Below are 12,932 nucleotides of genomic sequence, written 5' to 3' on the forward strand. Positions count from 1 at the left end.
GACGCGCAGGCCCGGTCCGTGGTTGCCGGACCGGGCCTGCGCGCGTGGACGTGCGAGGGCGCTACTTGTCGACCACGCTCAGCGGCAGCAGTTTCTTGCCCGTCGGGCCGATCTGGATGTCCAGGTCGAGTTGCGGGCAGACTCCGCAGTCGAAGCAGGGGGTCCAGCGGCAGTCCTCGACCTCGGTCTCGTCGAGCGCGTCCTGCCAGTCCTCCCAGAGCCAGTCCTTGTCCAGACCGGAGTCCAGGTGGTCCCAGGGCAGGACCTCCTCGTAGGTGCGCTCGCGGGTGGTGTACCAGTCGACGTCGACGCCGTACTCGGGGAGCGTCTTCCCCGCGCAGTTCATCCAGAGGTCGTAGCTGAAGTGCTCGCGCCAGCCGTCGAAACGGCCGCCGGCCTCGTAGACCGCGCGGATGACGGAGCCGACACGCCGGTCGCCGCGCGAGAGCAGGCCCTCCACCACTCCGGGCTTGCCGTCGTGGTAGCGGAAGCCGATGGAGCGGCCGTACTTCTTGTCACCGCGGATCTTGTCCCGGAGCTTCTTCAGCCGGGCGTCGGTCTCCTCGGCGCTCAGCTGCGGGGCCCACTGGAAGGGGGTGTGCGGCTTGGGCACGAAGCCGCCGATGGAGACCGTGCAGCGGATGTCGTTCTGGCCGGAGACCTCGCGGCCCTTGGCGATGACGTTGACCGCCATGTCACCGATCTGGAGCACGTCCTCGTCGGTCTCGGTGGGCAGGCCGCACATGAAGTACAGCTTCACCTGGCGCCAGCCGTTGCCGTAGGCGGTGGCGACGGTCCGGATGAGGTCCTCCTCCGACACCATCTTGTTGATGACCTTGCGCATCCGCTCGGAGCCGCCCTCGGGGGCGAAGGTGAGGCCGGAGCGGCGGCCGTTGCGGGTCAGTTCGTTGGCCAGGTCCACGTTGAACGCGTCGACGCGGGTGGAGGGCAGCGAGAGGCCGACCTTGTCCTCGGTGTAGCGGTCCGCGAGCCCCTTGGCGATGTCACCGATCTCGCTGTGGTCGGCGGAGGAGAGGGAGAGCAGGCCGACCTCCTCGAAACCGGTCGCCTTGAGCCCCTTGTCGACCATCTCGCCGATGCCGGTGATGCTTCGCTCCCGCACGGGGCGCGTGATCATGCCGGCCTGGCAGAAACGGCAGCCGCGGGTGCAGCCGCGGAAGATCTCCACGGACATCCGCTCGTGCACGGTCTCCGCGAGCGGGACGAGGGGCTGCTTGGGGTAGGGCCACTCGTCGAGGTCCATGACGGTGTGCTTGGAGACGCGCCACGGCACTCCGGACCGGTTGGGCACGACCCGCCCGATGCGGCCGTCGGGGAGGTACTCAATGTCGTAGAAGCGCGGGACGTAGACGCCACCGGTCCTGGAGAGCCGGAAGAGCACCTCGTCACGGCCGCCGGGGCGGCCCTCGGCCTTCCAGGCGCGGATGATCTCGGTGATCTCCAGGACGGCCTGCTCGCCGTCGCCGATGACGGCGCAGTCGATGAAGTCCGCGATCGGCTCGGGGTTGAAGGCCGCGTGGCCGCCCGCGAGGACGATCGGGTGGTCCACCGTGCGGTCCTTGGACTCCAGCGGGATGCCCGCGAGGTCCAGGGCGGTGAGCATGTTGGTGTAGCCCAGCTCGGTGGAGAAGCTGAGGCCGAAGACGTCGAAGGCGCCGACGGGGCGGTGGCTGTCCACGGTGAACTGCGGCACGCCGTGCTCGCGCATCAGCTCTTCGAGGTCCGGCCAGACGCTGTACGTGCGCTCCGCGAGGACGCCCTCGCGCTCGTTGAGTACCTCGTACAGGATCATGACGCCCTGGTTGGGCAGCCCGACCTCGTAGGCGTCGGGGTACATCAGGGTCCAGCGGACGTCGCAGCTGTCCCAGTCCTTGACGGTGGAGTTCAGCTCACCGCCGACGTACTGGATGGGCTTCTGCACATGCGGGAGCAGAGCTTCGAGCTGTGGGAAGACCGATGCGGCAGACATCTCGCGAACCTTCGTGAGCCGGCAGGGGTGACCATCAAGCGTACCCCGCGCCCCGGCCCTTCGGATCCGCCCGCAGAGCCTCACTGCCTCACGGTGCGAGATCCGCGCGCAGTACGGGATCGGAGGCACGGGCCCACACCTCGGGCAGCTCGCGCTCGCGGCGGTCGGCGGTCGCCTCCTCCTGGCCGTACAGCAGCCCCCAGGTGAAGGTGGTCTCCCCGGCCGCGTGTGCCTGGACGGCGAGGGCGCGCAGGGACTCGCGCGCGACCACGCTGTCCTGGTGGTCGCCCAGGAGGGACTGGAGGGCCTTCGTCCGCTTGGCGAAGCGTTTCGCGGGCTTGCCGAGGGCGGGCCGGGCGGCCTCACCGGCGTACCGGGCGCGCTTGGCCGCCTTGCGGGCCTCGTGCATGGCGGCGTCCCGCTCGGGCCCCGGCGGGTGATCCAGGGCGCGGTCCATCCGGCGCGCGAGCCGTTCGTAGTCCTTGAGCACCGCGCGGGGCAGGGCCTTCCCCGGCGCGCGGGATGCGGCGGGGCGCAGCGGCGGGTCGGCGGCGAGGGCGTCCAGGGTGTCGAGGAGGTCCAGATACCGCTGCCCGTCCAGGACGTCGAGGATCCGGCGGCGCGATCCGGTGCGGCGGGCGGTCGACCAGACCTGGAGCCGTCCGCGTACGGGCCCGAGGGCCAGGGTGGTGGGCAGGGCCTCGATCCGGGTGGTCAGCCGCTCGTCCAGGACCTCCTGGTCGCGGTCGACGCCCAGCTCCCCGGCGAGCCACTTCAGCTCGGCGCCGACGGGGTCGGTGACCTCGCGGTCCAGGATCTTGCGGTACGTCTTGAAGGCGCTGCGCAGCCGGCGGGTGGCCACGCGCATCTTGTGCACGGAGTCGGGGAGGTCGCGGCGGACGGCGGGGTCGCGCTCGACGATGGTGCGGATCTGTTCGCGTACGTAGGCGAGGACGTGGTCTCCGGCGGTGTGCGGCCCGTCCTCCTCCCGCTTCTCCTTGCGTACGGGGGTGGTCTCCGCCAGCGCCCTGGCGAGCTTGGAGGACGACTCCGAGGGGCGCACCCCGGCCTTGCGGAGCCGCTTCTCGACCGCGTCCAGGAAGGCGGGGTCACCGTCGTCGGCCAGTTCGACCTCGATCTCGGTCCAGGTGGTAGTGGTGCCGCTCCCCTTCCCCGCGAGCCGTTCGGCGCAGACCGTGTCGACGCTGACCTCGGCGAGGAGGGTGCCGTCGGGGCCGGTGAGGTGCTGGACGTCGCGGGAGGAGAGCAGGCGGGCGACGGGGGTCACCTCGTCGTGGCGGAGGCGGGAGCGGAGGAGGGCGGCGAAGGAGTGCGGCAGGGTGTCGCCCAGGGGCTCGTGCAGCTCGTCGCGGATGCCGGGGGCCACGGGGAGCTTCAGGTGCCAGCCCTCGTCGGCCCCGCCGGTCCTGCGGCGCAGGGTGAGGGAGTCGGCGGCGAGGCGGAGGCCGGGGGTGTCGTAGTAGACGGCGTCGAGTTCGGTGACGCCCTGGGGGACGGCCCGGGCGACCCCCGCCACCCGGCTCAGGTCGGGCAGCCGGGTGGCCTCGGTGGCCTCGTACTTCCGCTCGATCTCGCGTTTGGTGTCCGTCATATACGGACACCTACCCGCGCGGGGCGGGTTCAGGCGGACATCGGCCGTTGCACCCTGATCGACTGGAGCAGCCCGATGGCGATCCAGACGGCGAACATGGAGGACCCTCCGTAGGAGACGAAGGGCAGCGGCAGGCCGGACACCGGCATGATGCCGAGCGTCATGCCGATGTTCTCGAAGGACTGGAAGGCGAACCAGGCGATGATGCCGGCGGCGACGACCGTCCCGTACAGCTCGGTGGTCTCGCGGGCGATCCGGCAGGCGCGCCACAGGACGACACCGAGCAGGACGATGATCAGCCCGGCACCGAGGAAGCCCAGCTCCTCGCCGGCGACGGTGAAGACGAAGTCGGTCTGCTGCTCGGGAACGAACTGTCCGGTGGTCTGGGTGCCCTGGAAGAGCCCGGTGCCGGTGAGGCCGCCGGAGCCGATCGCGATGCGGGCCTGGTTGGTGTTGTAGCCGACTCCGGCCGGGTCGAGCGCCGGGTTGGCGAAGGCGGCGAAGCGGGCGATCTGGTAGTCGTCGAGGAGCCCGAGCTGCCAGATGGCCACCGCCCCGGCGGCGCCCGAGCCGAGCAGGCCGAAGACCCAGCGGTTGGAGGCGCCGGAGGCGAGCAGGACGCCGAGGACGATCGCGGCCATCACCATCACGGACCCGAGGTCCGGCATCAGCATGACGATGCCCATGGGGATCGCGGCGAGGGCCAGCGCCTTGGCGACGGTCCGGTGGTCGGGGTGGGCCTGGTCACCCGCGTCGACGCGGGCCGCGAGCAGCATCGCCATCACCAGGATGATGGTGACCTTGGTGAACTCGGAGGGCTGGATCGAGAAGCCGGCCGGGAGCTTGATCCAGGCGTGGGCACCGTTGACGGTGGTGCCGAGCGGGGTGAGTACGGCGAGGATGAGCAGCACTGAGACGCCGTAGAGGACCGGGACGGCTCCGCGCAGGGTGCGGTGGCCGAGCCAGATCGTGCCGATCATCAGGGCGACGCCGATGCCGGTGTTGAGGGAGTGCCGGATGAGGAAGAAGTAGGGGTCGCCCTGGGTGAGGTAGTCGCGGTTGCGGGTCGCGGACCAGACCAGGAGCGCACCGATGAAGGAGAGCGCGAGCGAGGCCCCGAGCAGCGGCCAGTCAAGCCGCCGGGCGAGGGAGTCGCGGGCGGTCAGCTTGGCCCAGGAGCCCCGCTCGGGGCCGTACCGGGCGACGGAGAAGCCACCTGCCATCAGGGCTGCCTCCCTGTCGTGGCCGGGGATCCGGTGAGCCCTGGTTGCCCCGGGGGCTGCGGCAGCAGGTTCTCGGGGTCGGCCGCCTGGCCCTCCTGCTCGGTGGGCACGGGCTGGTACGGCTCGATCTTCGGGGCGTGGATCGAGCCGTCGGGCTGGATCTTGGGCAGCGCCTTCTGGGGTGTGGGCAGCAGGGCCTTCCTCACATCCTGGTTGCCCTGGGCGTCGAGGCCGTAGAGCGCGTCGTAGATCTTGCGGACGGCGGGCCCGGAGGCGCCGGAGCCGGTGCCGCCCTGGGAGATCGTCATGACGATCGTGTAGTCGTCGGTGTAGGTGGCGAGCCACGAGGTGGTCTGCTTGCCGTAGACCTGGGCGGTGCCGGTCTTGGCGCGCATCGGGATCTTGTCCTGCGGCCAGCCGCCGAACCGCCAGGCCGCCGTGCCACCGGGCTCGACCACGGCCCGCAGGCCCTTGTCGAGGTCCTTGACGGTCTGGGCGCTGACCGGCAGCTTGCCGCTCGCCTTGGGCTTGATCTCCCGGACGGTCTTGCCGTCGGGGCTGATCACGGCCTTGCCGACGGTGGGCTCGTGGAGGGTGCCGCCGTTGCTGATGGCGGCGTAGGCGGTGGCCATCTGGATCGGGGTGACCAGCACGTCCCCCTGGCCGATGGCGTAGTTGATGCTGTCGTAGGCCTTGAGCTGGTTGCCTTCGAGGCAGCTCTCGTAGGCGATCTGCTGCACGTACGTGCCGCCCTTCTTGCCCTCCTTGCACCAGGCGTCCTTGTTGGCCTCCCAGAACTTCTGCTTCCACTCGCGGTCCGGGATGCGGCCCTTGACCTCGTTGGGGAGGTCGATGCCGGTCTCGGAGCCGAGGCCGAAGTCGCGCGCGGTGGTGTAGAACCAGTTCTTGGCGTCCTTCTTCGGCTTTATGCCGCCGTCCCGGGCCCACTCCTCGTGGCCGAGGCGGTAGAACACGGTGTTGCAGGAGTACTTGAGCGCCTCACCGAGGGTGATGGGCCCGTGCCCCTGGGACTCGAAGTTGGCGAAGGTCTGGCTGCCGAGGCTGTAGGAGCTGCTGCAGTTGTACCGGTCGTTGAAGGCGTGCCCGGCCCGGACGGCGGCGCTCGCGGAGACCACCTTGAAGATGGAGCCGGCGGGTGCCTGGCCCTGGATGGCCCGGTTGAGCAGCGGGTAGTTGGACTTCTTGCTGGTGAGCTCGGCGTACTCCTTGCCGGAGATGCCGCCGACCCAGGCGTTGGGGTCGTAGTCGGGCTGGGAGGCCATCGCGACGACCCGGCCGGTCTTCGACTCCATGACGACCACGGCGCCGGCGTCGGCCTCGTACTTGCGGCCGGTGATCTTGTCGGTCTCGCCCCGCACCAGCTTCATCGCGGCGGCGAGCTCGTACTCGGCCACCGCCTGGACCCGGGCGTCGAGGCTGGTGACGAGGTTGGAGCCGGGCACCGCCGGGTCGCTCTCGGCCTCCCCCATGACACGGCCGAGGTTGTCGACCTCGTAGCGGGTGACGCCCGCCTTGCCGCGCAGCTCCTTGTCGTACGTGCGCTCCAGGCCCGAGCGGCCGACCTGGTCGGAGCGCAGATAGGGCGAGGGGCCGTCCAGCGCCTTCTGGATCTCCTCGTCGGTGACGGGCGAGAGGTAGCCGAGGACCTGCGCGGTCTTCGCCTTGCCGGGTGCGGCGTAGCGGCGTACGGCGGTGGGCTCGGCGGTGATGCCGGGGAAGTCCTCGGCGCGCTCGCGGATCTGGAGGGCCTGCTGGGTGGTGGCCTCGTCGGTGACCGGGATCGGCTGGTAGGGCGAGCCGTTCCAGCAGGGTTGCGGGGTCTTGGAGTCGCAGAGGCGGACCTTGTCCCGGACCTCCTGGGGCTCCATGTCCAGCACGTCCGCGAGCCGGGTGAGGACGCCGACGCCGTTGTCCTTCATCTTCAGCAGCTCGGTGCGGCTGGCGGAGACGACGAGCCGGGTCTCGTTGTCGGCGAGCGGCACGCCCCGGGCGTCGAGGATCGAGCCGCGCACGGCGGGCTGGACGACCTGCTGGACGCCGTTGCCCGCCGCCTTGGTGGTGTACTCCTCGCCGTTGCGGATCTGGAGGTACCACAGGCGCCCGCCGAGGGTGAGGAGCAGCGAGAAGACGAGCACCTGGATGACGATCAGCCGGATCTGGACCCGCTGGGTCCGCCCGGTCTCGGGAATGTTGCTCACGGGGCGCCCCCGGTGGTGGTCCGGCTGGGGGTACGGGGGTCGGCCCCCGGAAGACGCGGCCTCACGGGGCGCCCCCGGTGCCCTCGGTAACGTACGGCTTCACAGGCGCTTGACCCCCTTGATGCGGCCCGCACGGGACGCACGGCTGCGGGCGGCCTTCATGCGCAGACCGCCGCGCTGGTTGCCGATGCGCAGACCGGTGCCCGAGGCGAGCCAGCCGGCGGCGACGTCCTTGCTGCCGCCCGCGGCCTCGGAGACCGGGTCGTTCTCGGTGCGTCTGGCCAGGGCCATGATCAGCGGGACGGTGAAGGGGGCCAGCAGCAGGTCGTAGATCGCCGCGGTGAGCAGCAGGCTGCCCAGGCCCACATGGCGGGCGGCCGTGTCCCCGACGAGGGCGCCGACGCCCGCGTACAGCAGGGTCGAGCCGAGCGCGGCGGCGACCACCGCGGCCATCGGGGCGAAGGCCGACTTCAGCTGCCCGTTCTCCGGCCGGACCAGACCGGCGAGATAGCCGATGACGCAGAGCACCAGGGCGTAGCGCCCGGCCGCGTGGTCGGCGGGGGGTGCGAGGTCGGCGAGGAGTCCGGCGCCGAAGCCGATGAGCGAGCCGCTGACCGGGCCGTACACGAAGGCGAGTCCGAGGACGGTGAGGAGCAGCAGGTCGGGGACGGCGCCGGGGAGCTGGAGACGGGCGAGGACGGAGACCTGGACGACGAGGGCGACGACGACCAGGGCGGTGGAGAGCAGAGTCCGGTTCAGGCGCATGGGGATCAGCTCTACTCCTGGTCGCTTGCCGCGTTGTCGGGTTGCTGGGCGTTGCCCTGGGGGTCGGCTGCCGCGTCCCCGGCCGCCTGGCCGTCGCCCGGGTTCTCGTTGACGTTGCCGACGACGTTGCCGGAGCCGTCGACGAGATCGCCGTTGGGCTGGACGGTGACGGTGACCGTGGGGGTCGGCTTGGGCTTGGTCGTGGCGGGCTGCTTCGGCAGGACCGTGTCGCGGGGGTCCGAGCGCGGGGCCTGGACGACGACGCCGACGATGTCGAGCTTGGTGAACCCGACGTACGGCCTCACATGGACGGTCCGGGTGAGCGCGCCGCCCGCGGGGTCGACGCGGACGACCTCGCCGACCGGGACGCCGGGCACGAAGGGCTTGTCCTTGCTGGAGCCGAAGGTGACGAGCCGGTCGCCCGCCTTCACCTTGGCCTTGCCGTTGAGGAACTGGACCGAGAGCGGGCGGGATCCCTGGCCGGTGGCGAAGCCCAGTTCGTCGGTCTTCTCCATCCGGGTACCGACGGTGAAGGAGGGGTCGTTGGCCAGCAGGACCGTGGAGGTGCTGGGGCCGACGGTGGTGACCCGGCCGACCAGGCCCTCACCGTTGAGGACGGTCATGTCCCGGCGGATGCCGTCGTCGGAGCCGGCGTCGATGGTGATCGTCCAGGAGAAGCCCTGGGCCGCTCCTATGGCGATGACCTGGGCGCCCTTGATGCCGTACTGTCCGGCGCCCGCGGTCTTCAGCATCGTGTCGAGCTGGCGGACGCGGCTGTCGGTCCGGTCGTCGCTGCCGAGCTTCGCCTTCAGCGCGGCGTTCTCCTGCTCCAGGACGGAGATCCGGTCGTGCCGTTTCCCGGAGTCCCGGACCGCTCCTATGGCGTTGCCCACCGGGTCGACCGCTGCCGCGACGCCGTTCTCCACCGGTCCGAAGACCGTGGCCGCGGCATGCCGCGCGCCGTCGACCGGTGAGCCTTCGCCGCCTCGGATATCCACCGTGATCAGGGCGAATGCGATGGCGATCAGCAGCACCAGGAGCAGCCGGCTCTCTCGTGTGTCCCTCACGTGCGGCGGCCGTGCCTTCCTCGTCGGAATGTTCGTGCCTAAGTGTTCTTCTCTGGGCGTACGTGGCTGTCGTGCTGTCAGTCAGTACGTGTACGTCAACGATCTATATCAACGATCCGGCGGGCGGAACCGCAGCGTCCGCGCGCCGGATCGGGTGACACTCCGCTGCCCGCGCCTCAGCGGCGGGGCTGGGCGTCCAGCACCTGCTGGAGCGCCTCGAACTCCTCGACGCACTTGCCGGAGCCGAGCGCCACGGAGTCGAGCGGGTCCTCGGCGATGTGGATGGGCATGCCCGTCTCGCGGCGCAGCCGCTCGTCCAGGCCGCGGAGCATCGCGCCGCCGCCGGTGAGGACGATGCCGCGGTCCATGATGTCGCCGGACAGCTCGGGCGGGCACTTGTCGAGCGTCGTCTTCACGGCGTCGACGATCGCGTTGACCGGCTCCTCGATGGCCTTGCGGACCTCGGCGGCCGAGATGACGACCGTCTTGGGCAGTCCGGAGACCAGGTCGCGGCCGCGGATCTCGGTGTGCTCGTCCTTGTCCAGGTCGTACGCGGAACCGATCGTGATCTTGATCTGTTCGGCGGTCCGCTCACCGAGGAGGAGCGAGTACTCCTTCTTGATGTGCTGGATGATCGCGTTGTCCAGCTCGTCACCGGCGGTCCGGATCGACTGGGCGGTGACGATTCCGCCGAGCGAGATCACCGCGACCTCGGTGGTGCCGCCGCCGATGTCCACGACCATGTTGCCGGTGGCCTCGTGGACCGGCAGGCCGGAGCCGATGGCGGCGGCCATGGGCTCCTCGATGATGTGCACCTGACGCGCGCCGGCCTGCGTGGACGCCTCGATGACGGCACGGCGCTCGACCCCGGTGATACCGGAGGGCACGCAGACGACGACCCTGGGGCGGGCCAGATAACGGCGCTTGTGGATCTTGAGGATGAAGTAGCGGAGCATGCGCTCCGTGATCTCGAAGTCGGCGATCACGCCGTCCTTCAGCGGCCGCACGGCAACGATGTTGCCCGGCGTCCGCCCGATCATCTTCTTGGCCTCGGAGCCGACCGCCAGAATTCCACCGGTGTTGGTGTTGATGGCCACGACGGACGGCTCGTTCAGGACGATGCCGCGCCCCCTGACGTACACCAGCGTGTTGGCAGTCCCGAGGTCGATAGCCATGTCACGGCCGATGAACGACATTGAGTTCCCCTTGTTCCCCATGAGGATGCGTCGGGCCTTCCCAGGAAGCGAAGATGGCTTGTTCTGGTAGGCGAGGTTGGCGCTGCGGGCGTGGAAGCTTCCATCGTAGTGCCGTATGCACGGACACAGCGCGAGGGTCCTTCGCCATGTGAGCGGAACGGGTGGCCGTTCTACCCATGGTGACGTTACGTCGGAGGGATGCGTTCCCGCGAGAGGGAACCCTATGCCGAAGGGCGACCGAATTACTTCGGTCGCCCCGGGCGAGCAGCGCTGTTTGGCCGATCGGGTCAGGAAAGTCCCGGAAAGAAGAGCTTCAGTTCTCGCTCTGCGGACTCCGGCGAGTCCGAGGCGTGGATGAGGTTCTCCCGGGTGATCGTGCCGAAGTCACCGCGGATCGACCCGGGCGCGGCGGCGATCGGGTCGGTCGGGCCGGCCAGGGCACGGACGCCCTCGATGACCCGCTCGCCTTCGGCCACCAGGGCGACGACGGGGCCGGAGGCCATGAACTCCATGAGCGGCTCGTAGAAGGGGCGGCCCTTGTGCTCGCCGTAGTGCTGCTCCAGCGTGTCGTGGTCCAGGGTGCGCAGCTCCAGCGCGGTGATCCGCCAGTCCGCCTTGCGCTCGATCCGGCCGACGATCTCGCCGATCAGGCCGCGGCGGACCGCGTCGGGCTTGAGCAGGACGAGGGTGCGCTGGGTCATGTGCGGCTCCTTGCAGGCATACGGGTGCGGTGAGGCGAGATTACAGGGGCACGGAAACGGGTCGGCGCCCGGGTTCACCCAGAGTCACCCCCGGGCCCCGGGCGCCGCCGCGCGTCAGGCGGCGGCCTCTTCGGCCTCGCGCTCGGCGGCCCAGCGGGCCTTGTCCTCGTCCATCCGGCGGCCGTAGTGCACCGAGGCCCACCACAGCCCGCCGAAGACCAGCCCGAGGATGAACATCATCGGGACCACGAAGCCGCTGAGGACCAGCGCGACCTGGAGGGCCCAGCCGAGCTGGACGCCGCCGGGGCGGGTGATCATCCCGCAGAGCAGCAGGGAGAGCACCATGCCGACCCCGCAGACCGTCCAGACCGCGGCCATGGAGACGTCGTCCAGCTTCATCGCGACGAGACCGGCGAAGCCGATCACGAAGAACTCACCCAGCAGCGTCGAGGCGCAGAGCGTACGCATCCTTCTTCTCAGCCCCTTCCGAGCAGCAGCCGGGCCTCGCCGACCGTGATCACCGATCCGGTCACCAGCACCCCGGCGCCCGCGTACTCGTCCTCCTCCTCGGCCAGCGTGATCGCGGCCTCCAGCGCGTCGTCGAGACGCGGCTCGACCTGGACGCGGTCGTCACCGAAGACCTCGACGGCGATGGCGGCCAGCTCGTCCGCGTCGAGCGCGCGGTCGGTGGAGTTCTGCGTGACGACGACCTCGGCGAAGATCGGCTCGAAGGCCTCCAGGAGCCCTCGCACGTCCTTGTCGCCGCTGGTGCCGACCACGCCGATCAGCCGGGAGAAGCCGAACGCCTCGGAGATGCCGTCCGCCGCGGCCCTGGCCCCCGCGGGGTTGTGGGCAGCGTCCAGGACGACGGTCGGGCTGGAGCGCACGACCTCCAGGCGGCCGGGCGAGACCACCGAGGCGAACGCCTTGCGGATGGCGTCGATGTCCAGGGAACGGGCCTGCTCGGCGCCGATGCCGAAGAACGCCTCCACTGCGGCGAGCGCGACGGCCGCGTTGTGCGCCTGGTGGGCCCCGTACAGCGGCAGGAAGATCTCCTCGTACTCACCCCCCAGTCCGCGCAGGGTCAGCAGCTGCCCGCCGACGGCCACCTCACGGGAGGTGACGCCGAACTCCATGCCCTCCCGGGCCACGGTGGCGTCCACCTCGACGGCCTTCTTCAGCATCACCTGCGCCGCGTCCACCGGCTGCTGGGCCAGGATGACGGTCGCCCCCTGCTTGATGATCCCGGACTTCTCCCCCGCGATCTCGGCGGGCGTGGCGCCGAGCCGGTCGGTGTGGTCCAGGGAGATCGGGGTGACCACGGCGACCGTGGAGTCGATGACGTTGGTGGCGTCCCAGGTGCCGCCCATGCCGACCTCGACGACCGCCACGTCGACGGGCGCGTCGGCGAAGGCCGCGTACGCCATGCCGGTGAGCACCTCGAAGAAGGAGAGGCGGTAGGGCTGCTGGGCGTCGACCATCTCGACGTACGGCTTGACGTCCCCGTACGTCTCGATGAAGCGCTCGGGCGGGATCGGGGCGCCGTCGAGGCTGATCCGCTCGGTGATCGACTGGACGTGCGGCGAGGTGTACCGGCCGGTGCGCAGCTCGAAGGCGTTGAGCAGGGCCTCGATCATGCGGGCCGTGGAGGTCTTGCCGTTGGTGCCGGTGATGTGGATCGAGGGGTAGGCGCGCTGCGGCTCACCGAGGACGTCCATCAGGGCGGCGATGCGGGTGACGGAGGGTTCGAGCTTGGTCTCGCCCCAGCGTCCTGCGAGCTCCTGCTCCACCGCGCGCAGCGCCCGGTCGGTCTCGGGGTCGGCGGGCCGGGCGGGGACCACGTCGGCCTGGGGGGCGCCCCCGTAGGTGCGCAGGGTGCGGCTCCCGGCCTCGATCACCGCCAGGTCGGGGTCGCGCTGGGTCTCTTCGCCGACGATCTCCGCGAAGGTGTCGTCGGGCTCGGACGCGTCGGGCCGGTCTGAAGGGCGGGGCTCACTCACGGGGCCAGTCTACGGATGGGCACCGACATCGCGCGCAGCGCCCGGCGTACGGTCCGGGGGACGGCCGGGAGACGGTACGGGGAAGCCCCCGCATCCCCGGTCGGTCGGGGTGCGGGGGCTTCGCGCGGGAGTGTCCGGCCATTCGGCGTCGCCCGCCCG

General features: G+C 70.6%; 10 protein-coding genes. All 10 read right to left on the reverse strand.

All coding sequences use genetic code 11. The features are described from left to right. Positions 1 to 61: 61 nt before the first annotated feature. The 10 genes from AC0682_RS18920 to folC all read right to left on the reverse strand — a co-directional run bounded on the left by AC0682_RS18920 (position 62) and on the right by folC (position 12,773). A complete protein-coding gene (locus tag AC0682_RS18920) occupies positions 62 to 1,990 on the reverse strand; it encodes a TIGR03960 family B12-binding radical SAM protein (protein ID WP_478534006.1) in 1,929 nt (642 codons plus the stop codon). An 88-nt stretch (positions 1,991 to 2,078) separates the two neighbouring features. Then, positions 2,079 to 3,602, reverse strand: a complete 1,524-nt coding sequence (locus AC0682_RS18925; RefSeq protein ID WP_478534007.1) for a CYTH and CHAD domain-containing protein — start codon at positions 3,600 to 3,602, stop codon at positions 2,079 to 2,081. Positions 3,603 to 3,631: 29 nt separating this feature from the next. Beyond that, positions 3,632 to 4,825 (reverse strand): rod shape-determining protein RodA, encoded by a 1,194-nt coding sequence (rodA, locus tag AC0682_RS18930; RefSeq protein WP_254812563.1) that lies wholly within the window; start codon positions 4,823 to 4,825, stop codon positions 3,632 to 3,634. Continuing rightward, complete coding sequence (gene mrdA, locus AC0682_RS18935) at positions 4,825 to 7,044, reverse strand: penicillin-binding protein 2 (protein WP_478534009.1); 2,220 nt, start codon at positions 7,042 to 7,044, stop codon at positions 4,825 to 4,827. Before mrdA ends, rodA begins: the two co-directional genes overlap by 1 nt. Before the next feature lie 99 nt (positions 7,045 to 7,143). Further along, positions 7,144 to 7,809 (reverse strand): rod shape-determining protein MreD, encoded by a 666-nt coding sequence (mreD, locus tag AC0682_RS18940; RefSeq protein ID WP_254812561.1) that lies wholly within the window; start codon positions 7,807 to 7,809, stop codon positions 7,144 to 7,146. 11 nt (positions 7,810 to 7,820) lie between these two features. Beyond that, positions 7,821 to 8,876, reverse strand: a complete 1,056-nt coding sequence (gene mreC / locus AC0682_RS18945; RefSeq protein ID WP_254812560.1) for a rod shape-determining protein MreC — start codon at positions 8,874 to 8,876, stop codon at positions 7,821 to 7,823. Between the two features lie 176 nt (positions 8,877 to 9,052). Next, positions 9,053 to 10,072: a rod shape-determining protein gene (locus AC0682_RS18950; RefSeq protein ID WP_018487160.1), complete on the reverse strand. Its 1,020-nt coding sequence runs from the start codon at positions 10,070 to 10,072 to the stop codon at positions 9,053 to 9,055. A gap of 287 nt (positions 10,073 to 10,359) precedes the next feature. Then, positions 10,360 to 10,773 (reverse strand): nucleoside-diphosphate kinase, encoded by a 414-nt coding sequence (ndk, locus tag AC0682_RS18955; protein ID WP_254812559.1) that lies wholly within the window; start codon positions 10,771 to 10,773, stop codon positions 10,360 to 10,362. A gap of 114 nt (positions 10,774 to 10,887) precedes the next feature. Further along, on the reverse strand, positions 10,888 to 11,241 hold the full coding sequence (locus AC0682_RS18960; RefSeq protein WP_254812558.1) for a DUF4233 domain-containing protein: 354 nt from the start codon (positions 11,239 to 11,241) through the stop codon (positions 10,888 to 10,890). Between the two features lie 8 nt (positions 11,242 to 11,249). Next, entirely contained in the window at positions 11,250 to 12,773 is a 1,524-nt protein-coding gene (gene folC, locus AC0682_RS18965) for a bifunctional tetrahydrofolate synthase/dihydrofolate synthase (RefSeq protein ID WP_478534011.1), read from the reverse strand. Between the last annotated feature and the right edge of the window lie 159 nt (positions 12,774 to 12,932).

The sequence above is a fragment of the Streptomyces sp. NPDC043746 genome (assembly GCF_056436485.1).